17 protein-coding genes and 1 riboswitch are annotated in these 19,732 nt (G+C 68.8%); of the genes, 12 read left to right on the forward strand and 5 right to left on the reverse strand.

Translation table 11 applies throughout. The features are described from left to right. The first annotated feature begins 37 nt into the window (after positions 1 to 37). The 4 genes from OHA64_RS41465 (at position 38) to OHA64_RS41480 (ending at position 3,611) form a co-directional block, all read left to right on the forward strand. Positions 38 to 994 (forward strand): carbohydrate ABC transporter permease, encoded by a 957-nt coding sequence (locus tag OHA64_RS41465; protein ID WP_405622334.1) that lies wholly within the window; start codon positions 38 to 40, stop codon positions 992 to 994. After that, positions 994 to 1,827 (forward strand): carbohydrate ABC transporter permease, encoded by an 834-nt coding sequence (locus OHA64_RS41470; protein WP_405622335.1) that lies wholly within the window; start codon positions 994 to 996, stop codon positions 1,825 to 1,827. The genes OHA64_RS41465 and OHA64_RS41470 overlap by 1 nt, the downstream gene beginning before the upstream one ends. Positions 1,828 to 1,917: 90 nt before the next feature. Further along, the gene (locus tag OHA64_RS41475) at positions 1,918 to 3,105 is read left to right on the forward strand and encodes an ABC transporter ATP-binding protein (protein WP_405622336.1); all 1,188 of its coding nucleotides are present in this window, start codon (positions 1,918 to 1,920) and stop codon (positions 3,103 to 3,105) included. 428 nt (positions 3,106 to 3,533) lie between these two features. Next, positions 3,534 to 3,611, forward strand: coding sequence for a 50S ribosomal protein bL37 (locus tag OHA64_RS41480; RefSeq protein ID WP_374104540.1), 78 nt, complete (start codon positions 3,534 to 3,536; stop codon positions 3,609 to 3,611). Positions 3,612 to 3,921: 310 nt separating this feature from the next. Here the strand turns inward: OHA64_RS41480 and OHA64_RS41485 are convergent, their stop codons facing one another. The 5 genes from OHA64_RS41485 to OHA64_RS41505 all read right to left on the reverse strand — a co-directional run bounded on the left by OHA64_RS41485 (position 3,922) and on the right by OHA64_RS41505 (position 12,183). Beyond that, the gene (locus OHA64_RS41485) at positions 3,922 to 4,797 is read right to left on the reverse strand and encodes a 3-hydroxybutyryl-CoA dehydrogenase (RefSeq protein ID WP_405622337.1); all 876 of its coding nucleotides are present in this window, start codon (positions 4,795 to 4,797) and stop codon (positions 3,922 to 3,924) included. A 20-nt stretch (positions 4,798 to 4,817) separates the two neighbouring features. Further along, entirely contained in the window at positions 4,818 to 8,042 is a 3,225-nt protein-coding gene (gene icmF, locus OHA64_RS41490) for a fused isobutyryl-CoA mutase/GTPase IcmF (RefSeq protein WP_405622338.1), read from the reverse strand. Between the two features lie 216 nt (positions 8,043 to 8,258). Beyond that, entirely contained in the window at positions 8,259 to 9,659 is a 1,401-nt protein-coding gene (locus tag OHA64_RS41495; RefSeq protein ID WP_405622339.1) for a right-handed parallel beta-helix repeat-containing protein, read from the reverse strand. A gap of 88 nt (positions 9,660 to 9,747) precedes the next feature. Next, positions 9,748 to 10,788 carry a glycosyl hydrolase 53 family protein gene (locus OHA64_RS41500; RefSeq protein WP_405622341.1) on the reverse strand — a complete coding sequence of 347 codons (1,041 nt, stop codon included), beginning with the start codon at positions 10,786 to 10,788 and terminating at the stop codon, positions 9,748 to 9,750. A gap of 273 nt (positions 10,789 to 11,061) precedes the next feature. Beyond that, positions 11,062 to 12,183 (reverse strand): substrate-binding domain-containing protein, encoded by a 1,122-nt coding sequence (locus OHA64_RS41505; protein WP_405624334.1) that lies wholly within the window; start codon positions 12,181 to 12,183, stop codon positions 11,062 to 11,064. 208 nt (positions 12,184 to 12,391) lie between these two features. On the opposite strand from OHA64_RS41505, the gene OHA64_RS41510 reads away from it, so the two are divergent. The 8 genes from OHA64_RS41510 to OHA64_RS41545 all read left to right on the forward strand — a co-directional run bounded on the left by OHA64_RS41510 (position 12,392) and on the right by OHA64_RS41545 (position 19,686). After that, positions 12,392 to 14,206: an ABC transporter ATP-binding protein gene (locus tag OHA64_RS41510; RefSeq protein WP_405622342.1), complete on the forward strand. Its 1,815-nt coding sequence runs from the start codon at positions 12,392 to 12,394 to the stop codon at positions 14,204 to 14,206. 176 nt (positions 14,207 to 14,382) lie between these two features. Further along, a complete protein-coding gene (locus tag OHA64_RS41515; protein WP_405622343.1) occupies positions 14,383 to 14,505 on the forward strand; it encodes a putative leader peptide in 123 nt (40 codons plus the stop codon). A gap of 122 nt (positions 14,506 to 14,627) precedes the next feature. Then, on the forward strand, positions 14,628 to 15,494 hold the full coding sequence (locus OHA64_RS41520; RefSeq protein ID WP_405622344.1) for a glutathione S-transferase C-terminal domain-containing protein: 867 nt from the start codon (positions 14,628 to 14,630) through the stop codon (positions 15,492 to 15,494). 65 nt (positions 15,495 to 15,559) lie between these two features. Next, a riboswitch (SAM riboswitch) is annotated at positions 15,560 to 15,667 on the forward strand. Between the two features lie 30 nt (positions 15,668 to 15,697). Next, positions 15,698 to 15,847 (forward strand): hypothetical protein, encoded by a 150-nt coding sequence (locus OHA64_RS41525; RefSeq protein ID WP_405622346.1) that lies wholly within the window; start codon positions 15,698 to 15,700, stop codon positions 15,845 to 15,847. Between the two features lie 175 nt (positions 15,848 to 16,022). Then, positions 16,023 to 17,006, forward strand: a complete 984-nt coding sequence (locus OHA64_RS41530) for an amino acid ABC transporter permease (RefSeq protein ID WP_405622347.1) — start codon at positions 16,023 to 16,025, stop codon at positions 17,004 to 17,006. Then, positions 17,003 to 17,788: an amino acid ABC transporter ATP-binding protein gene (locus OHA64_RS41535; protein WP_405622349.1), complete on the forward strand. Its 786-nt coding sequence runs from the start codon at positions 17,003 to 17,005 to the stop codon at positions 17,786 to 17,788. Before OHA64_RS41530 ends, OHA64_RS41535 begins: the two co-directional genes overlap by 4 nt. Before the next feature lie 71 nt (positions 17,789 to 17,859). After that, complete coding sequence (locus OHA64_RS41540) at positions 17,860 to 18,882, forward strand: ABC transporter substrate-binding protein (RefSeq protein ID WP_405622350.1); 1,023 nt, start codon at positions 17,860 to 17,862, stop codon at positions 18,880 to 18,882. A 57-nt stretch (positions 18,883 to 18,939) separates the two neighbouring features. Continuing rightward, the gene (locus tag OHA64_RS41545; protein WP_405622351.1) at positions 18,940 to 19,686 is read left to right on the forward strand and encodes a GNAT family N-acetyltransferase; all 747 of its coding nucleotides are present in this window, start codon (positions 18,940 to 18,942) and stop codon (positions 19,684 to 19,686) included. Positions 19,687 to 19,732 lie beyond the last annotated feature (46 nt).

Genomic DNA, 19,732 nt, shown 5'->3' on the forward strand with positions numbered 1-19,732 from the left:
GCCGCGGTGCGCGGGCCTCGTCCTCGGAAGGCCCGAGATGAGCACGCGGGCACAACCGGCCGGAACCCCGCCGCCCGAGGCGGAGACGGAGCAGGCGGGGCCGGACCGGGCGGCACTCTCGGCGGGCGCCCGGCAGGAGCGGCGGCTCGGCTGGCTGCTCTGCGCGCCCGCCGTCGTCGTGATGATCGCCGTGACCGCCTACCCCATCGGGTACGCCGTCTACCTGTCCCTCCAGCGGTACGACCTGCGCTTCCCAGGACAGGCGAAGTTCGTGGGCCTGAGCAACTACGGATCGGTGCTGTCCTCCCCGTTCTGGTGGGACGCCTTCTGGGTCACGGTGTTCATCACCGGCGTGTCCGTGATCATCGAACTGGCCCTCGGCATGGCGCTCGCCCTGGTGATGCACCGGACGATCTTCTGGCGCGGCACCGTGCGCACCGCGGTCCTCATCCCGTACGGGATCGTCACCGTCGTCGCCGCCTTCTCCTGGCAGTACGCCTGGACCCCGGACCTCGGGTACCTCGCAGAGCTGCTGCCCAGCGGCGACGCCCCGCTGACCGAGCAGTGGCCGGCCCTGTGGCTGATCGTCCTCGCCGAGGTGTGGAAGACGACGCCGTTCATGGCCCTGCTGCTGCTCGCGGGTCTCGCCCTGGTCCCCGAGGAGACCCTGAAGGCGGCCATGGTCGACGGTGCCACGCCCTGGCAGCGCTTCGTCAAGATCATGCTGCCGCTGATGAAGCCGGCCATCCTGGTCGCGCTGCTCTTCCGCACCCTGGACGCCTTCCGCATCTTCGACAACATCTACATCCTGACCGCGGGGGCACAGGGGACCGGCTCCCTGTCGATCCTCGGTTACGACAACCTGTTCACCGCGCTGAACCTGGGCATCGGGTCGGCGATCTCGGTCCTGATCTTCATCTGCGTGGGGATCATCGCCTTCGCCTTCGTCAAACTGTTCGGCGCGGCGGCACCCGGTGCGGAGGTGAAGCGCTGATGGCCGCCGTGGGAAGGACGCACGCAGCCCGATGGGGCGTCGTGAACGTGGTGGTGGTCCTGTACGCACTGTTCCCGGTGTGGTGGATCGCCGCGCTGTCGTTCAAGAAGCCCAGCACCCTGACGGACGGCGACTACATCCCCAGGGAATGGACCTGGGAGAACTACAGCGGGATCTTCAAGACCTCCGAGTTCACCCGCGCACTGATCAACTCGATCGGTATCGCCCTGATCTCCACGGTGATCGCCGTGGCGCTTGGCACCATGGCCGCCTATGCGGTGGCCAGGCTGCGCTTCCCCGGCAAGCGGGTGCTCATCGGCATGTCACTGCTGATCGCCATGTTCCCCCCGATCTCCCTGGTGTCACCCCTGTTCAACATCGAGCGGATCATCGGGATCTTCGACACCTGGATCGGGCTGATCATCCCGTACATGACCTTCTCGCTGCCGCTCGCGATCTACACCCTGTCGGCGTTCTTCCGGGAGATCCCCTGGGATCTGGAGAAGGCCGCCAAGGTCGACGGGGCGACGCCCGCGCAGGCCTTCCGGAGGGTGATCGTGCCGCTGGCCGCGCCGGGCGTGTTCACCACGGCGATTCTCGTGTTCATCTTCTGCTGGAACGACTTCCTGTTCGCGATCTCGCTGACGTCCACCGAGTCCGCGCGCACGGTGCCGGCCGCGATCGCGTTCTTCACCGGGAGCTCCCAGTTCCAGCAGCCCACAGGGTCGATCGCCGCCGCCGCTGTGGTCATCACCATCCCGATCATCGTTTTCGTCCTGTTCTTCCAGCGGCGGATCGTCGCCGGACTGACCTCCGGGGCAGTCAAGGGGTGAACGGGCCGACCGCGGCAGACCGGCCACCGGTCCGAGACACCGACCGCAGGGCTCGGAACCGAAAGGCATGAAGGCAAGGAGGCACCATCCATGGCCGAGATCATCCTCGAGGGAGTGACCAAGCGCTTTCCCGACGGGGCCCTCGCCGTGAAGGACGTGGACCTCGAGATCGCCGACGGCGAGTTCGTGATCCTGGTAGGGCCGTCGGGCTGCGGCAAGTCCACCACCCTGAACATGATCGCCGGACTTGAGGACATCACCGAGGGCACCCTGCGCATCGGAGAGCGAGTCGTCAACGACCTGCCTCCCAAGGAACGCGACGTCGCCATGGTGTTCCAGAGCTATGCCCTGTACCCGCACATGAACGTCCGGGAGAACATGGGGTTCCCGCTGCGCCTGGCCAAGGTGGACAAGGACACCATCAACGCCAAGGTGACGGAAGCCGCCCGGATCCTCGACCTCACCGAGCACCTGGACCGCAAGCCCGCCAACCTCTCGGGTGGTCAGCGCCAACGGGTGGCCATGGGGCGGGCGATCGTCCGTGATCCCAAGGCGTTCCTGATGGACGAGCCGCTGTCCAACCTGGACGCCAAACTCCGGGTGCAGATGCGCACTCAGATCTCCCGGCTGCAGCGGCGCCTCGGCACCACCACCGTGTACGTCACCCACGACCAGACCGAGGCGATGACGCTCGGTGACCGCGTCGTGGTCATGAGACAGGGCCTGGTCCAGCAGATCGGCACACCTGCCGAACTGTACGACTGGCCGCGCAACATCTTCGTCGCGGGATTCATCGGCTCCCCGGCGATGAACTTCCTGAACGCCACGTTGGAGGGCGGTGCCCTGCGCTCGCCGCTGGGCGACCTGACTCTCGACGGCCGTACGAGGCAGGAGCTGGAAAGGCAGAACGCGCCCCGCGAGGTCATCGTCGGGCTACGACCGGAGGCATTCGAGGACGTGGCCGTGTCCCACGACCGGGACCGGACGGGCCCGGTCTACACCGCCACCGTGGAGGTACTGGAGTCGCTGGGCTCCGACGTGTACGTCTACTTCACCGCGGAGGGCGGGCCCGCGAGGACCACCGAACTGGAGGAGCTCGCCAAGGACTCGGGCCTGCGCGATACCGGCGCCGACGCCGATCACATCGTGGCCCGCCTGGACGCCGCCACGCGCGCCCGCGAGGGCGAACCGGTAGAGCTGCAGGTCGACATGGCCAAGGCCCACGTGTTCGACCCGGCCACCGGAGCGAACCTCACGCATCCGGTGCGGGCGGACTGACGAGGCACCACACGGGGCACGATCCGCATCCATGTATCGGCAACTCAAGAGGCAGCCGGTGTAGGGCCCTCTTCTGAAGCGGCCTGGAACCCAGTTCGGGGACCACGCGGTGTGCGCGACGGTGCACGGTGATGTTCGGCGCACATCGATGGACGGACGGTGGCCGGCTCGGTGGCGGGACCCGCGACTCCGGTCCAGCCCGAGAAGTCCGCAGACCTGCTGGCGGTGCGGCGGCACGTCCGCCCGAACGGTGTGCCTCCGCCGTCGAGCCGTCCGACGAGCCAAGTCGGTCCACAACCTTGACGCAGGCCACCCATGTGCATCCGCATCGTGTGTGTTTGCCGTCGCGTCGGCTGGAAAGGGGCTCTGTAGTCACCAGAGGCGACAATCCGGTGGATAGTGGCCAAAGCTAGAAAAGAGGAGGTTCGATGTCGTCGAAGCGACGTCGCAAGAAGAGGGCCCGCCGCAAGAACGGCGCGAACCACGGTAGCCGTCCGCAGTCCTGAGGAAGTCCTGCGGGCGCGCCGACGCAGACGCATTCGGGTGGGTGGCAAGTGCCACCCACCCGAATGCGTTCGCAGGTACGGTACGGCCAGTTGGGCAGGACGACGAAGCGGACTGTGCCGGCGAGGCCGGAGGCGCTGAGATAGACGGTCTGCTCGGTGAGCATGCTGGGGGAGGACTGCACCAGATGCAGGACGAACACCGCGGCGCTGGTCACCAGGCCTCGAACTCGGGATCGTCGCGATGCGCGTCGGCCATGGACAGGCACCGGCCGCGCTCTTCCGCCGGCTGCGGTGAGCAGGCCCTACGACCTCAGCCGCCCGGAACCGAGGAGTCGTACGCATAGAACCCGCGACCGCTCTTGCGTCCGAGGTGGCCGGCGGCGACCATGCGGCGCAACAGGGCGGGGGGCGCGTAGAGCGGCTCCTTGAACTCCTCGTACATGGACTCGGCGACGGCCTGGGCGGTGTCCAGGCCGATGAGGTCGAGCAGGCGGAGCGGGCCCATGGGGTGGGCGCAGCCGAGTTCCATGCCCTGGTCGATGTCGTCGGGGCGCGCGGCACCGGACTCCACCATGCGGACCGCGCTGAGCAGGTAGGGAACGAGGAGGGCGTTGACGACGAAGCCGGAGCGGTCGGGTGCCTGGATGGGCTGCTTGCCGAGCGCCGCGGCCAGGTCGCGGGTGCGCTGGATCGTGTCCGGGGCGGTGGTGAGGGCGGGGATGAGCTCGACCAACTGCTGCACCGGCACGGGGTTGAAGAAGTGCATGCCGATGACCTGGCCGGGCCGTTCGGTCACGACAGCGAGGTCGACGATGGGGATCGACGATGTGTTGGTGGCCAGGACCGCCGCCGGGTCCTCCAGCGTCTTGTCCAGCTTCTGCAGGATGTCGGTCTTGATGTCGCGGTTCTCGGCGACGGCCTCGATGACGAACTGGCGGTCGGCCAGGTCGCCGAGGTCGTGGGTGTAGGAGAGCCGGGCGAGGGCCTGTTCGCGTTGCTCCTCGCCGAGTTTGCCGCGGCGCACCGCTCGGTCGAGGGACGCGGTGATACGGCGGCGGCCTGCCTCGACCGCGTCGGGGGTGGCTTCGGCGACGCGGACGTCGATGCCGCTGCGGGCGGCGACTTCGGCGATGCCGGAGCCCATGAGGCCGCAGCCGACGACGCCGAGACGGGTGACGGGATCCATCTGTTGTCCTGTTCGTTGGGTCAGACGTTACGGCGGTACTGGCCGCCGACCTCGAAGAACGCGTCGGTGATCTGCTGCAGTGAGCAGACCCGGGCGGCGTCCATCAGGACGGCGAAGACGTTCCCGCCTTCCATCGCCGCGTCCTTGAGGGCGGCCAGGGCTGCGTGGGCCGGCTCCTGGTGGGAGGCCTGGTAGGTACGCACGCGCTCCAGCTGGGACTGCTTTTCGTCCTCCGTGGCGCGGGCGAGTTCGATGGTGCCGGGTTCGGCGGTGTCCGCGTGCGGGTTGCGGAAGGTGTTGACGCCGATGATGGGCAGGGTGCCGTCGTGCTTGCGCTGCTCGTAGAGCATCGACTCGTCCTGGATACGGCCTCGCTGGTAGCCCGTCTCCATGGCGCCGAGCACACCGCCGCGTTCGCTGATCCGCTCGAACTCCTGGAGGACGGCTTCCTCGACCAGGTCGGTGAGTTCGTCGATGACGAAGGAGCCCTGGAGGGGGTTCTCGTTCATCGCGAGGCCCCACTCCCGGTTGATGATCAGCTGGATGGCCAGGGCCCGTCGGACGGAGTCCTCGGTGGGGGTGGTGACGGCCTCGTCGTAGGCGTTGGTGTGCAGGCTGTTGCAGTTGTCGTAGATGGCGATGAGCGCCTGGAGGGTGGTGCGGATGTCGTTGAAGTCCATCTCCTGCGCGTGCAGGGAGCGCCCGGAGGTCTGCACGTGGTACTTCAGCTTCTGGGAACGGTCGCCCGCGCCGTACTTCTCCTTCATCGCGACGGCCCAGATGCGCCGGGCGACGCGGCCCAGGACGGAGTACTCGGGGTCCATGCCGTTGGAGAAGAAGAACGACAGGTTGGGCGCGAAGTCGTCGATGCGCATGCCACGGGCCAGGTAGGCCTCGACGTAGGTGAAGCCGTTGGCCAGGGTGAAGGCGAGCTGGCTGATGGGGTTCGCGCCGGCTTCGGCGATGTGGTAGCCGGAGATGGACACCGAGTAGAAGTTGCGGACCTTGTGGGCGATGAACCACTCCTGGATGTCGGCCATCATCCGCAGGGAGAACTCGGTGGAGAACAGGCAGGTGTTCTGGCCCTGGTCCTCCTTGAGGATGTCGGCCTGCACCGTGCCGCGCACGTTCGCCAGGGCGTGTGCGCGCAGTTCGGTCGCCTCCTCCGGTGAGGGGTCGCGGCCCTCGGCGGCCCGGAAGCGGTCGTTCTGCTGGTCGATGGCGGTGTTGAGGAAGAAGGCCAGGATGGTCGGCGCGGGCCCGTTGATCGTCATCGAGACCGAGGTCGTCGGCGCGACCAGGTCGAAGCCGTCGTAGAGCGCCTTCATGTCGTCGAGCGTGGCCACCGAGACGCCGGAGGTGCCGACCTTGCCGTAGATGTCGGGGCGTTCGTCCGGGTCACGGCCGTAGAGGGTGACGGAGTCGAAGGCGGTGGACAGGCGGGTGGCCGGCTGGCCCTCGGAGAGCAGCTTGAAGCGCCGGTTGGTGCGGAACGGGTCACCCTCGCCGGCGAACATCCGTGCCGGGTCCTCGTTGTCGCGCTTGAAGGGGAACACCCCTGCGGTGAAAGGGAAGTGGCCGGGCAGGTTCTCCCGGCGCCAGAACCCCACGAGTTCCCCGTGGTCGGTGAAACGGGGCAGCGCGACGCGGGGGATCTTGTTGCCGGAGAGTGACTCGCGGGTCAGCTTGGTGCGGATCTCCTTGTCGCGGACCTTCACCACCTGCTCGTCACCGGAGTAGGCGGCGATGACGGCGGGCCACTTCGCTATCTGCTCGCTGATGTCCTGCGGGAGCTGCCTGTGGGCGTCGTCTAGCAGCGCCTGCACGTTTCCGGCGTCGGAGCCGGCCTCGACGAGCTCGCCCTTGACCGACTCCAGGCGCTGCACCCGCCGTGCCGCTTCGGCCAGTTGACCGGTCGCGGTGTGGTAGGCGTGGACGGTGTCGGTGATCTCGGCGAGGTAGCGCACCCGGTCCGCCGGCACCACCTGCCGGATGCCGGAGGAATGGCGGACGTCGACCGGCGCCAGGGCACCCTCCGACAAGGGCAGCCCCTTCTCGGCGAGCACGGTCTTCAGGTGCTGGTGCAGGGCGGTGACGCCGTCGTCGTTGAAGGTCGCCGCCGACGTGCCGTACACCGGCATGTCCTCCGGCCTCATGCCGAACGCCTCGCGGTTGCGGACCAGTTGGCGGCCCACGTCGCGCATCGCGTCCTTGGCTCCGCGCCGCTCGAACTTGTTGATCGCCACCACGTCGGCGAAGTCGAGCATGTCGATCTTCTCCAGCTGCGAGGCGGCACCGAACTCCGGCGTCATCACGTACAGCGAGGTGTCGACGAACGGCACGATCGCCGCGTCGCCTTGTCCGATACCCGGCGTCTCCACGATCACCAGGTCGAATCCGGCGGCCTTCACCACGCCGATCACGTCGGACAGGTGCTCGGGCAGCTCGTGACTGCCACGGGTGGCCAGGCTCCGGAAGAACACCCGGCTTCCGTCGAGGGAGTTCATCCGGATCCGGTCACCGAGCAGCGCTCCGCCACCACGGCGTCGGGTCGGGTCGACCGCGATCACCGCGATCCGCAGTTTGTCCTGCTGGTCCACACGGAAGCGGCGCACCAACTCGTCGGTCAGCGACGACTTCCCCGACCCTCCGGTGCCGGTGATGCCGAGTACCGGAACCGGCCGGGCGGTGGCACCCAGTTGCTCCAGGAAGTCCTTCGGCAGCTTGCCGAGTTCGGCGCCGGTGATGGCGCGGGCGATCGCGAACCGGTCGCCGGCCAGCACGGCGGACGCGTCGGCGGGCTTGCCGTCCCACAGGTCGAAGTCACAGTCCCGCACGACCGAGTTGACCATCCCGGCGAGGCCCATCCGTTGCCCGTCCTCGGGAGAGAAGATGGTCACCCCGTTCCCGCGCAGCCGGGTGATCTCCTCGGGAACGATCACGCCGCCGCCACCGCCCACCACACGGACGTGGTCCGCTCCCTGCGCGCGCAGCGACTCGACCAGGTACTCGAAGTACTCGACATGTCCGCCCTGGTAGGACGAGACCGCCACACCGTGGGCGTCCTCCTCCAGTGCCGCGTCCACGACCTCCTGTACCGACCGGTTGTGTCCCAGGTGGATCACCTCGGCGCCCTGGGACTGGAAGATCCGCCGCATGATGTTGATCGACGCGTCGTGCCCGTCGAACAGGGCGGACGCGGTGACCAAGCGGACAGGATGTACGGGACGGTGCAGGTCGCTCATCGGGGCCTTCCCGGACAGATCGGGGGAGCTCTGGCTCTAGAGATAGTAGGACGTCCTAGTAAATAGCAGAAGGTGATGACCATGTGACCAGAAGCACAGAGGTGGCGTGCGGGCAGGTGAGGGCGCCGGACCTGCGGTGAGAGTCAGGGGTGGGTGATCATCGCCAACCTGTGGATCGGCACCCCGGCAGCCTGGTCGTGCACCGCGGCGGTCTGGTCAGGAGGCTTCGAAGGCGCCGAGGTCCGGTGCCTGCCCGCTGTAGGGCAGGCCGACGTCGACGCCCTTGTTGATCAGCGCGCTGTTCGCCGCGAGGCGGAGGTTGGGCAGCACGGGCATGCCGCCGTCGGCTGCGCGGGGCGCGTCCCAGCCGGACGTCGACACACTCCGGAACTGCGCGTCGGACAGGCTGATGCCCAGGTTCCAGGAGTTGGACGTGGCGTTCGTGCCGGTCATGTTCGACGTCAGGGTGCCGGTGTAGGCGATGTTGTTACGGAGGTTTCCCCGGCCGACGGCGGCGCCGTTCGCGTCGACTCCGAGCATGTTGAAGTCGGGGCGGTTGCCGTAGCCGGTGTTGTTGAAGAAGTCGTTGGCGAGCGGGTGGTGGTTGGCGTAGAAGCCCGCCGCCTTGTTGGCGAAGGCCACCGACGTGCGGACGGTGTGCTTGACGGCCCCGGCGTCGTAGTCGCCGCCGTAGCCACCCGCCTTGAAGCCGCTCCCGTTGCCGGCTCCCGTGGTCGTGCCCGGTACGTACCCGTTCCGCCATGCCCAGGAGTTCTCGATGGTCACGGACGAGTAGGCGCTGATGAGATCGAACCCGTCGTCGGAGTTCCACCACGCGCGACAGCCCCGGAACACGTTCCCGGGACTGCCGGCCGAGATGTGCGCACCGAATCCGTCCGCGTTCTCGCCGGCCCCGCCGGAGCTGTTGAGATCGTAGTTGTCATGTGAATCCGAGTTGAGAACGAGATTGCCGCCGCCCTTCTGGATGAACAGGCCCGGCCCCATGTGGTGATGGGAGTCGAGCTGTTCGAACGTGTTGTTGCTTCCCGAGATCCAGATCCCCCAGGACTCGTGGTTCAGCTTGTTGTTCTGCGGCACGCCGGTGACCTCCAGCCCCTTGAGGTGGAGCCAACTGCCGGTGACGTCGAAGCCCTTGATCCGGCAGTCGTCCGTCATGCCTGAGAAGTCGAAGACGGGCTTTTCCCCGGGGTGGGCGAGGTAACGGATCGGACTGCCTGAACTGCCGCTCTTGTTCAGGGTGATCGCGTCGACTCTGTCCGTCTGGCTCTTGCAGGCGTTGATCCCGCGGGTGTAGGCGTACGTGCCGCCCCGGAAATACACCGTGTCCCCTGCCTCGACGACGGTCTGTGCATGGGCGATCGACGCCCAGGGAGCGGACTGCGTTCCCGCGGCGGTGTCGCTGCCGCTCGGGGCGACGTAGTAGACCTTTCCGGCCGCCGCGTTGTGCATGGCCGCCGCGCTGTGCATCGCCCCCGCGCTGTCCGCGGCTGCCGCGCTGCTCACGGCCGCCGGACCGGGGGCGGTGGCGACGGGGCTCAGGAGGAACACGGCGGTCGCGATCACAAGGCCAGGTGTCACGCTCAGGGCAGGTTTCACGGCTCGCTCCAGATGGCTGAGGATGTTCCTGGCGCGGCTGACAACGGTTCGCCTCAGTCGGTCGGCCAACCGCACCGGTCGGACGGGTTCAGCGGAAGCCGTCCATGGCGGCCGTGGGGCGTCGGGTGCTGTCGTCCCAGGCTGAGCTGTTGTAGCTGTTGAACGAGGGGTAGCCCTCCGGCTCCCAGAAGAAGGTGCCCAGGCCGCCGAAGCCCTGCAGTCCGGTGATGAACGCCCGCAGGGAGTCGCGTACCTGGGTGGGTTTGCCCACCGGACCGCCGTACTCCACCTGCATGACCGGCTTGCCGTAGCCGGACTGGATGGTCTTCATGTTGGCCAGCACCCCGGGCACGTTGCCGCCCTGCGCGTACGAGGACAGGCCGGTGATGTCCCACTTCCCGCCGTTGTCCCGGTAGGCGTCGAGGAAGTTCTGGACGCCGGTGAGGTTCTGCGGCTGGGCCAGATGCACCAGCACCGGGGTGGCCGGGAAGACCTGCTTGGACATGTCGTACGCGGCGTTCAGCAGGCCCGTCATCTGGTCCGGGCGGCTGAGGCTGCCGATCGGTTTGCAGATGCCGGAGTTGGACTCGTTGCCGATCTTCACCCAGGCCGGCGTCACGCCGTAGTACTTGATGATGTTGCACGAGTGGTAGACGTAGTCGTACATGGCATCGCGCATCTGGCTGTAGTTCATGCCGGCCCAGGCCGCCGGCGGGTTCTGTACACCGGCCGAGTTCCAGGTGTCGCCGAAGTGGAAACCGATGAGGACTTGTAGTCCGGCGTCCTTGGCCCGCCGTGCCAGCCGCGCGGTCTCCTCGATGCCGCAGTGCCCGTTGGCCGGATCGCTGGAGGGGTTGACCCAGGTCCGCAGGCTGATCGCGGTGATGCCGTACCCCTTGAGGATGGTGAACAGGTCCTGCCGCACTCCGGCGTTGTTGTTCCAGTAGTAGCCCTGCGCCTCCATCTGCGGCATCCAGCTGATGTCCGCGCCCCGGACGAATGTCGCGGCGTGTGCCTGCGTGGGGGCGACGCCGGCGCCGAGCACCGCCGTTCCGGCGCCGGCCGCGGCGCCCAGCAGTACCGTTCGGCGGCGCACACCGGCCGGTCGTTGCTCAGGTCCTTGTCCCATGTCCACTTTCCGCACCTCTCGCGCATGACGAACGACGGGTTCATGACAACTTTGGATAGGGCGGGTTCTCGAGGCGGTTCTCTCCGAAGCGGCAGTTGACCAGCCGAGGTGACTGGCCGGTCCTCGGCGACTCGCTGAAGCGTTGCGGCACACGTGACTCACCAAGCAACAGAATGCTTCACAATGCTGCGCTTGGGCGCACCAAGTGTCAATGGAAAACGTCAGGTTGAACCGTGACGGCACACACTCCGACGTGGTGGCGAGAGAGGTTGCTCAGCCCCGGGCGGCGGCTCCGCAGGAGGACCTGATGATCAGGCGGGGCTGGATGAGCAACTGGCGGACGGGTACGGCCGACGGGTCAGTCGCTTCGAGGCGGTCCAGGAGGAGCCGCGCTGCCTGCGCGCCGACCTCGTGCTTGGGTGGCGCCACCGCCGTCAGGGGCACATCGGCCAAGGAGGCTATCTCGTCGTCGTAGGCGATCAGCGCGAGATCGTCCGGCGTACGCAGACCGTGGGCGCGCATCCGCCTCATCAACTCGATCGCGTCGTGGTCGGAGTGCACCAGTGCGGCCCGAGTGCCGTCATCCAGGCACTCCTTGACGAACCGGTCGTAGAGCCGGGTGGCCTCCTCGGGTTCGAGCCTGGGGCGCCCGCTGTCCAGGACAGGCGCGCCGGAGGCGAGGTCCAGGCGCCGTACGGCCGCCTCGTACCCCTCGCGGAGCAGGGGTGCCGTGGGGCTGCCGTTGGTGAACAGCCCCACCCGGTCGTGACCAAGGCCCTTGAAGTGACCGACCGCGCCGAACGCGCCCTGTCGGTGATCGGTGGCCACGAACTCGCACGGTGCGTAGCGGTCGTGCGGCTGACGTTCCATCAGTACGAAGGGGAGTCCGCCGGCCCGCAGTCGTTCGAGCTGTTCCTGAGGAAGGGTGTGGCCCGTGGCGGAGGCCACCAGCAGCCCGGTCGCGCCGGACGCGGCCAGCTCCGAGATCTGCTGAGCGTCGTTCGGGTACGTGTAGTCGCTCAGGCCGATGACCACGCGGACGCCACGTTCGGCGGCCACCGTCTGCACTCCGGCGACGACCCGCGGGTAGTAGTAGTGCGCCGACGGGACCAATACCCCGACGGTCGGTGCCGACGTCGGCCTGGCGCCGGCGCGGAGGACGGTCGGCGGCGCGGGTACCGGCCGTGGCTCGGACGGCTGTCCGACGAGGTGGGAGGTGGCCGGCACGGCGCCCCCGCGGACCCTGGTCACCCGGCCTTCGGCCTCCAGGTCGAGCAGATCCCGCCGGATGGTGGCGCGTGAGACGTTCAGGCGCGCGGCGAGTTCGGTGACCTTCAGTCCCTCGCATGCCTCCAGCTCCCTGACCAGGAGTTCATGCCGCTGCGCAACGAGCATCTCCGACACGGCCCCCCTGTGAGCAGATGTGAAGCATTCTAACGCGCGCACCTCAACTGCCGCCCGGTAGCGGCCTTCTACAGCTCTCGGCCACCCGCCCCTCCTCGCTGCTTGGCTGAGAAAAACGCGTGGACTGCCCGGCAGCCGTCGCAGGACACTGCGGTTTCGCCGCATATGGCGGGGTGCCGTACGAGATCATGGGGTGGGGATGGGATCGTCGGAATCGCGCGAGACCCGCTGGAGCAGGGGCTCCGTGCTCCTCGCACTTCGTTACTACGGACGGGAGTTGGTCCGGCTCCGGTGGCTGACGGTGCCCGCCATGCTGCTGTCCGCGGTGGGCAACATCGGCCTCAACTACGTCGCACCGCTGATCGTCGCGAAGCTGGTGGGCCGCATCGCCGACGACCCCGGTATCGCCGTCGGCGCCACGCTGCCCTACGTCCTCGGCTTCGCCGGGGTCCTGCTGCTCGCGGAGGCGCTGTGGCGCTTCGGCCTGCACTGCCTGAACCGTCTTGACGCCCACGGCATCGAGCACTTGTACGTGATCGGCATGGACGAGCTGTTCGCCAAGGACGCCGCGTTCTTCCATGACAACTTCGCCGGGTCCTTGACCAAGCGGGTCCTGAGCTTCGCCTCCCGCTTCGAGAACTTCATCGACACCCTGACGTTCCAGGTGGTGGGAAGTCTGGTGCCGTTGGCGTTCGGGTCGGTGGTGCTGTGGCGGTACGAACCGCTGCTCGTGGCCGGGCTGTTGGCGATGATCGCGCTGACGGCCGGGTGCGTGGTGCCCCTGGTCCGTCGCCGCCAGGCGCTCGTCGACCGGCGTGAGGAGGCGATCGCCCGGGTGTCGGGCCATGTCGCCGACAGCCTGATGAACATGGACACGGTCCGGGCGTTCGCCGCCGAGGAACGCGAGGCCGCGGAGCACCGGTCCCGGGTCGCGGCGTCGCGGCGGCTCACGCTGAGGGCATGGGCCTACGGCAACCTGCGCATCGACACGCTGGTCGCGCCGATGTCCGTACTGACCAACGTGCTGGGACTGCTGCTCGCGGTCGCGCTCGGTGGGGGCAGGCTCGGGGTGGAGGCGGTCGTGGTGGCCTTCACGTACTACACCAACGCGACGCGGATCATGTTCGAGTTCAACCAGATCTACCGTCGGCTGGAGAGCTCGATGACGGAGGCCGCGCAGTTCACCGAGCTGCTGCTGACGCCGCCGACCGTGCTCGACCCGGCATCGCCCGAGCCACTCGCGTCCCGGGCCGCCGACGTCCGCTTCGACCGGGTGAGGTTCGCCCACGCGGGAGCGGAGCCGCTCTTCGAGGGGCTCGACCTGGCGGTGCCCAGCGGGGCGAGGATCGGTCTCGTCGGCCGGTCGGGCGGGGGCAAGACCACGCTCAGCCGGCTGTTGCTACGCATGACGGACATCGACGCCGGCCGGATCCTCATCGGGGGCCAGGACATCAGCAGGCTGCGCCAGGCGGACCTGCGCAGCATGATCGCCTACGTGCCGCAGGACCCCGCGATGTTCCACCGCACCCTGCGGGAGAACATCGCGTTCGCCAGGCCGGACGCCACCGACGCGGAGATCCGCCGCGCGGCCGAGGCGGCACACGTCATGGAGTTCGCCGAGGCGCTGCCCGACGGCTTCGACACCATGGTGGGCGAGCGGGGCGTCAAGCTGTCCGGCGGACAGCGTCAGCGCGTCGCACTCGCCCGGGCGATCCTGCGCGACGCGCCGATCCTGCTGCTCGACGAGGCGACCAGCGCCCTGGACTCCGAGAGCGAGATCCTCGTCCAGGAGGCGCTGTGGCGGCTCATGGAAGGGCGGACGGCGCTGGTGGTGGCACACCGACTGAGCACGGTCGCCGGCATGGACCGACTCGTCGTCCTCGACCGCGGACGGATCGTCGAACAGGGCACACACCAGGAGCTGCTCGCCTCGGACGGCGCCTACGCGAAGCTCTGGCAGCACCAGTCGGGGGGCTTCCTCGACGACAGCCCCGCGCGGGCCGACCAGCGGTGAACGTGAGCCCGGCGGGTGACTGAGCCGCGCACCAGGTGATGCACCGCACCCACGACACGCAGGCGCCGCCGGGGTGGCCGCGGCCGGAGTGTGCCCGCCCTGTGGACGCCCCCTTGACGCCGGCCCGCAGCAGATCGACACTCCAGAAGGGAATCCTAGTGAAAAGGTAGGGAAGTATGGGGCGCCTTGAGTCGGTGACCGGCCGCGTGAGCCGTACGTCTCGACCGTCCCCTCTTCTGACCTCCCGCCGTCACATCGATCTGCTGCGGGTCTGCAGCGCGATCAGCCCCCTGGTCTGAGCCCGCGCCACCCCTGCGCACCCGCCCCACCCGGCCCGCACGCTCGGGTGGCCGCCGGCCGCTCACGGCCCGACGACGCTTCCGCCGCGCGTACGTCTGCGCATTCAACCCCGGGGAGATCCATGTCCGTCACACCGCTCGCCGCCGTCCCGCCGACCCACTCCGCCCCCGCGTTCCGCGGCCGGATCGGCCGGGACGCGCGCAGTGGCCACTACGCCGTGCCCCGCCGCTATCGCCTCCACCTGTCACCCGTCTGCTCCGACGGCCTGCGCATCGCCGTCGTGCACGCCCTCCTCGGTCTCGCCGACGCCTGTCCGGTGACCTGTCTGGACGCCGTGCCGGACAGCCCCGACGGCGGTCACTCCGTGCTGCGTCCGCTGTACGACGCGAGCGCGCACCGGTACACCGGCCCGGCCGTCGGGCCGGTGCTCAGCGACGACTGGTCCGGACGGATCGTCAGCACCCACGCCCCGGACATCACTCGCGACCTGGCCCGGCACTTCGGCGCAGGACGACCCGCGCTGTACCCGTGCGGGACGGAGAGCGAGATCGAGGCCGTCGAGCGGATGTGTGCCCGGGACGTCAACGAGGCCGCGCAGCGCGCGGGCCGGGCCGGTGCCGACGCGTCGGAGCGGGAGGCCGCGCTCGACACACTGCTGGCCGCGCTCGGCGTGCTGGAGCGACGGCTGGCCTTCCAGGACCACCTGATCAGTGACCATCTCACCGTCGCCGACGTCGAGTTGTGGGTCACTCTGGTGCAGCTGGACACCGTGCACCGCAACCACCTCGACGCCGCCGCGGTGCACCGCGTCGCCGGACACCACGCCCTGTGGGCCTACGCCCGCCGCCTGGCCGCCCACCCGGCCTTCGGCCCCCTCCTCGACCTCGACGGCATCGCCCGTCGGCACCACGCCCACTGCCGGGGCCTGGAAGCCGCCGGAGCGGCCGTGCAGATTCTCGACTGGGCGGCCCACATCCGCAGGCCGTAGCCGTTCCACTTGCTGGACCGGCGTTGACATGTGTTCTGGCGTTTGTCTTAACTTACGACCAGAACGGTCATGAGCGTCAGCGACAAGCCCTGGCTTGCTGACCGGCAACCCTCGCACGCGGTGGGGTGCCCCAGGTGACGACCGGACCGACGAAGTTTCGGTAAGCGCGAGGCCCACAGGGCCGGAAGTGTGACGGTGACGCCATGTACGCAGCTCCCAGGACGGCAGCGCGCCGCCCGCAGGGCTGCGTACCGTCGTACGCGACCCTCCTCGTCGCCGACCGGACCGTCGATCTGCTGCGCGTGAACAGCGCACTGTGTACCGCACCGGGCCGTGCCCGCTGTCGGGGCTGACCTCCTTCTCCCAGCCCCCGCGTTCCTGACGAACACCGCCCACTCGGTGTGCCGTTGTCCGCCCAGCCCCCGGTTCCCGTGCGTTCCCGTGTGTCGTGTCCCCGCCGCAGAGCGGCCGTGCGCGCACGCGACGTTCGCCGCGTCCGGGGGGTATCGACTCCGCCGGAGCCCCTCCATGAGTGAACCCCCAGGCGTCGCCGTGTCCCTCGCCGAGGCACCGCCGCCCGCTGACGTCCCGTCACCTCGCCTCGCGGCACAGCGAGTTCTGCCGCTGCGCCGCCCGGGCCGCTGGATCGCCACCGCGGTCGTGCTGGTCCTGGCGGCCCAGTTCGTCCACGGACTGGTGTCCAACCCGTTCTACCAGTGGGACCGTTTCGGCTACTGGTTCCTGCGGCCGACCATCCTCGACGGGCTCCTCATCACCCTCGAAGTCGCCGCCTACAGCGCGGTGTTGGGCCTCCTCGGCGGCATCCTGCTGGCCCTCGCCCGGCTCTCGCGCAGCCCGGTGCTCCGCGCGGTCAGCTGGACCTACATCTGGGCACTGCGGTCGACCCCGCTGATCGTGGTGCTGCTGTTCCTCTACAACTTCAGCGCCCTGTACCAGACACTCAGCGTGGGCGTCCCCTTCGGACCGGCCTTCTTCACCTTCGACGAGTCCCGGCTCGCCACCGACATGGTCGTCGCCGTCATCGGGCTCAGCCTCAACGAGGCGGCGTACGCGGCCGAGGTGGTCCGCGGCGGCATCCTCTCCGTCGACCAGGGCCAGCACGAGGCGGCCTCCGCGCTCGGCCTGCCGAAGGGCTACCAGTTCCGGAAGATCGTCTTCCCGCAGGCGCTGCGCTCCATCACCCCGAACTACGTCAACCAGTTGATCGGCCTCGTCAAGAGCACCTCGCTCGTCTTCTACGTGTCCCTGCTCGACCTGTTCGGCGCCGCGCAGACCATGGGCGCCACCTACCCCGGCGACATCGTGCCGCTGCTGCTGGTCGTCACCGTCTGGTACCTGATCCTCACCAGCGTCGTGTCCGTCATCCAGTTCTACGTCGAGCGGTACTACGCCCGGGGCGCCACCCGCACCCTGCCGCCGACGCCGTTGCAGAAGCTGCGGGCCGGTCTCACCGACCTGCGGGACTGCATCCGCCGGGAGGCCGCCGTATGACCACCGAGACGCTGAAGAGCGCGGCCGCCGCCGTCGAGGTGCACGACGTGCACAAGTGGTACGGCGCCCACCGGGTGCTCGACGGGGTCGACCTGACGGTGCGGCCCGGCGAGGTCACCGTGATCCTCGGCCCGTCCGGTTCCGGCAAGTCCACCCTGCTGCGGGTCATCAACCACCTGGAGAAGCCGGAGATCGGATACGTCAGCGTCAACGGCGAGCTGATCGGCGTACGCCGGCAGGGCGAGCGTCTGAAGGAGCTGAGCGAGCAGTCCATCCTGACCCAGCGCAGTCGCATCGGCTTCGTCTTCCAGAACTTCAACCTCTTCCCGCACCTGACCGTGCTGGACAACGTGGCCGCCGCCCCGGTGGCGACCGGGAAGCTCGGCAAGGCCGAGGCACAGAAACTCGCCCGCGAACTCCTGGACCGGGTCGGTCTGGCCGACAGGGCCGCCGCCTACCCGCGGCAGTTGTCGGGCGGACAGCAGCAGCGTGTGGCCATCGCCCGCGCCCTGGCGCTGCGTCCCGGCGTCATCCTCTTCGACGAACCGACCTCCGCGCTCGACCCCGAACTCGTCGGTGAGGTGCTCGGCGTCATCAAGGACCTGGCCAGGAGCGGCACCACCCTGGTGATCGTCACCCACGAGATCGGCTTCGCCCGTGAGATCGCCGACCGGGTCGTCTTCATCGACGGCGGCCGGATCGTCGAACAGGGCCCGCCCGCCGAGGTACTGGACACACCGCGGCACGAGCGGACCAGGGACTTCCTGAGCAAGGTGCTCTGACCCGGCCGGCGCCTGGAAAGCACCGCTCCTCCCACACCACCGTCACCACCCTCTGAACGACAAGGACAGCCATGCCCACCCAGATCTCCCGACGCAGCCTGATACGCGGTATCACCGCGGCGACCGCCGTCACCGCCCTTGCCTCCGGGCTCGCCGCCTGCGGCGGTGACAGCGACGCCGCCACCAGGACCGACGCCGCCGGCACGGTCACCGTGGGTCAGTTGTCCAACGGCGCGGCCAAGGAGACCACCCTGAAGGTCTCCGAGGTGAAGTCCATCAGCGCCGAGCTGCCCGCAGCGCTGAAGAAGAGCGGCAAGCTGGTGATCGGCTCCGGCACGCTGCCCTCCGGCGCTCCGCCGCTCGGCTTCGTCGGAGACGACCAGAAGACCATCACGGGCGCCGAGCCCGACCTCGGGCGACTGGTGGCCGCCGTCTTCGGGCTCGAGCCCGAGGTGCGCCGGTCGACCTGGGAGAACCTGTTCATCGGCCTCGACAGCGGAAAGGTCGACGTCGGCTTCTCGAACATCACCGACACCGAGGAGCGCAAGCAGAAGTACGAGTTCGCCTCCTACCGGAAGGACGATCTCGCCTTCGAGGTGAAGAAGGACAACACCTGGAAGTTCGACGGAGACTACGAGAGCCTCGCCGGCAAGACGGTCTCCGTCGGCAACGGCACCAACCAGGAGAAGCTCCTGCTGGAGTGGAAGGCGAAGCTGGCCAAGGAGGGCAAGAAGCCCCTCACCGTCAAGTACTTCCAGGAGACCAACAGCATCTATCTGGCGCTGAGCAGCGGCAAGATCGACGCCTACTTCGGCCCCAACCCGAACCTCGCCTACCACGTGGCGAAGACCGCCAAAACGCCCCAGGCGACCCGTATCGCGGGTCAGTTCTCCGGTGCCGGCGAGACGCTCCAGGGCCTGATCGCCGCCACCGCGAAGAAGGACAGCGGACTGGCCAAGCCCCTCGCCGACGCCATCAACCACCTGATCGAGAACGGTCAGTACGCCCAGTGGCTCAAGGCCTGGAACCTCTCCAACGAGGCCGTCGCCAAGTCCGAGGTCAACCCGCCCGGGCTGCCTGTCGACAACTCCTGATCAACCGTCATATCAGCGCTACCACATGTCAGTCGACTGAGAAGGGATGCCGCCTCCGTGGCCCCACAGACCGACGTCCGCGGAGGCGGAGCCCCGCCCGCGCTCGACACGTCCCTCCTCGACAACGCCGTGTGGGCGGCGCTCGACGGCCCACACGCCCACCTCGCCGAAAGGGTCGGCCTGGCCGCCCGCTACCCCGCCGACGTGTACGCCTTCGCCGGCCTCGCCGATCCGCTGGACCCGGCCGCCTGGGCCGACCTGCACACGCTCGTCGGCGCCGGGGCCGTCGTACGGATCAAGCCGGTGGAGCAGGTCCCCGACGGGTGGGAGGTGGTCGGCGGCGGGGTGGGCGTCCAACTGGTCGACACCGCGCTGCGGGCCGAACCCGCGCCCGAGGCCGTACGACTCGGGCCGGACGACGTCCCCGAGATCCTCGACCTGGTCGCCCGCACCAGACCGGGCCCGTTCCTGAAGCGCACCGTCGCACTCGGCACCTACCTGGGCATCCGGGAGCGGGGACGGCTGATCGCCATGGCCGGCGAACGGCTCCGGCCGCCCGGCTGGACGGAGATCAGCGCGGTGTGCACCGATCCGGACCATCGCGGCCGGGGCCTGGCCACCCGGCTGGTGCGCGCGGTCGCCGCGGGCATCCGTGAACGCGGCGACACCCCGTTCCTGCACGCCGCCGCCGACAACGCCACCGCGATTCGGCTCTACGAGTCGATCGGTTTCACGCTGCGCCGCCGCTCGCCCATCCTCGTGGTCCGCAGCCCAGGAACATCCAGGCAGGCGGGCGCGTTGTGACTCACGACGAGATCCGCGAGGCACCTCGACGCGCCCAGGGGCGCGT

The organism is Streptomyces sp. NBC_00076 (assembly GCF_045041235.1).
Lineage (GTDB): Bacteria > Actinomycetota > Actinomycetes > Streptomycetales > Streptomycetaceae > Streptomyces.

What these genes read in the sequence shown, in the direction of transcription:
- OHA64_RS41465 (WP_405622334.1), top strand. Translation starts at nt 38, where the DNA reads ATGAGCACGCGGGCACAACCGGCCGGAACCCCGCCGCCCGAGGCGGAG.
- OHA64_RS41470 (WP_405622335.1), top strand. Translation starts at nt 994, where the DNA reads ATGGCCGCCGTGGGAAGGACGCACGCAGCCCGATGGGGCGTCGTGAAC.
- OHA64_RS41475 (WP_405622336.1), top strand. Translation starts at nt 1,918, where the DNA reads ATGGCCGAGATCATCCTCGAGGGAGTGACCAAGCGCTTTCCCGACGGG.
- OHA64_RS41480 (WP_374104540.1), top strand. Translation starts at nt 3,534, where the DNA reads ATGTCGTCGAAGCGACGTCGCAAGAAGAGGGCCCGCCGCAAGAACGGC.
- OHA64_RS41485 (WP_405622337.1), bottom strand. Translation starts at nt 4,797, where the DNA reads ATGGATCCCGTCACCCGTCTCGGCGTCGTCGGCTGCGGCCTCATGGGC.
- icmF (WP_405622338.1), bottom strand. Translation starts at nt 8,042, where the DNA reads ATGAGCGACCTGCACCGTCCCGTACATCCTGTCCGCTTGGTCACCGCG.
- OHA64_RS41500 (WP_405622341.1), bottom strand. Translation starts at nt 10,788, where the DNA reads ATGGGACAAGGACCTGAGCAACGACCGGCCGGTGTGCGCCGCCGAACG.
- OHA64_RS41505 (WP_405624334.1), bottom strand. Translation starts at nt 12,183, where the DNA reads ATGCTCGTTGCGCAGCGGCATGAACTCCTGGTCAGGGAGCTGGAGGCA.
- OHA64_RS41510 (WP_405622342.1), top strand. Translation starts at nt 12,392, where the DNA reads ATGGGATCGTCGGAATCGCGCGAGACCCGCTGGAGCAGGGGCTCCGTG.
- OHA64_RS41515 (WP_405622343.1), top strand. Translation starts at nt 14,383, where the DNA reads ATGGGGCGCCTTGAGTCGGTGACCGGCCGCGTGAGCCGTACGTCTCGA.
- OHA64_RS41520 (WP_405622344.1), top strand. Translation starts at nt 14,628, where the DNA reads ATGTCCGTCACACCGCTCGCCGCCGTCCCGCCGACCCACTCCGCCCCC.
- OHA64_RS41525 (WP_405622346.1), top strand. Translation starts at nt 15,698, where the DNA reads ATGTACGCAGCTCCCAGGACGGCAGCGCGCCGCCCGCAGGGCTGCGTA.
- OHA64_RS41530 (WP_405622347.1), top strand. Translation starts at nt 16,023, where the DNA reads ATGAGTGAACCCCCAGGCGTCGCCGTGTCCCTCGCCGAGGCACCGCCG.
- OHA64_RS41535 (WP_405622349.1), top strand. Translation starts at nt 17,003, where the DNA reads ATGACCACCGAGACGCTGAAGAGCGCGGCCGCCGCCGTCGAGGTGCAC.
- OHA64_RS41540 (WP_405622350.1), top strand. Translation starts at nt 17,860, where the DNA reads ATGCCCACCCAGATCTCCCGACGCAGCCTGATACGCGGTATCACCGCG.